Source organism: Luteococcus sanguinis, from assembly GCF_039527675.1.
Lineage (GTDB): Bacteria > Actinomycetota > Actinomycetes > Propionibacteriales > Propionibacteriaceae > Luteococcus > Luteococcus sanguinis.
In genome coordinates this window covers 1-829 of sequence record NZ_BAAAKI010000029.1, presented here as the reverse complement: position 1 = coordinate 829, position 829 = coordinate 1, and the positions used below count along the sequence as shown (strand labels likewise).

1 rRNA gene is annotated in these 829 nt (G+C 53.4%); it reads left to right on the top strand.

Features of this window, described 5'->3' with window-relative positions:
• A 23S ribosomal RNA gene (locus tag ABD089_RS13690) occupies positions 1-829 on the top strand; the annotation flags it as partial.

Genomic DNA, 829 nt, shown 5'->3' with positions numbered 1-829 from the left:
GGGCGATGGTTGTCCCGGGCTAAATGTGTAGGGCGAGTCGTAGGCAAATCCGCGGCTCACATGCCTGAGACATGATGGGGTAACTGAGTGATCCTATGCTGCCTAGAAAAGCTTCGTGAGCGAGTTGTTAGTCACCCGTACCCTAAACCGACACAGGTGGATAGGTAGAGAATACCAAGGCGATCGAGAGAATCGTGGTGAAGGAACTCGGCAAAATACCCCCGTAACTTCGGGATAAGGGGGACCTGATCCGTGAACCACTGTGCGTGGGGAAGCGGTGAGGGTCGCAGAGACCAGGCCCAAGCGACTGTTTACTAAAAACACAGGTCCGTGCTAAGTCGAAAGACGATGTATACGGACTGACTCCTGCCCGGTGCTGGAAGGTTAAGGGGAACTGTTAGCGCAAGCGAAGCGGTGAACTTAAGCCCCAGTAAACGGCGGTGGTAACTATAACCATCCTAAGGTAGCGAAATTCCTTGTCGGGTAAGTTCCGACCTGCACGAATGGAGTAACGATTTGGGCGCTGTCTCCACCACGAACTCGGCGAAATTGCATTACGAGTAAAGATGCTCGTTACGCGCAGTAGGACGGAAAGACCCCGGGACCTTTACTATAGTTTGGTATTGGTGTTCGGTACAGCTTGTGTAGGATAGGTGGGAGACTGTGAAGCGGCCACGCCAGTGGTTGTGGAGTCATCGTTGAAATACCACTCTGGCTGTTCTGGATATCTAACCTAGGTCCGTTATCCGGATCAGGGACAGTGCCTGATGGGTAGTTTGACTGGGGCGGTCGCCTCCCAAAAGGTAACGGAGGCGCCCAAAGGTTCCCT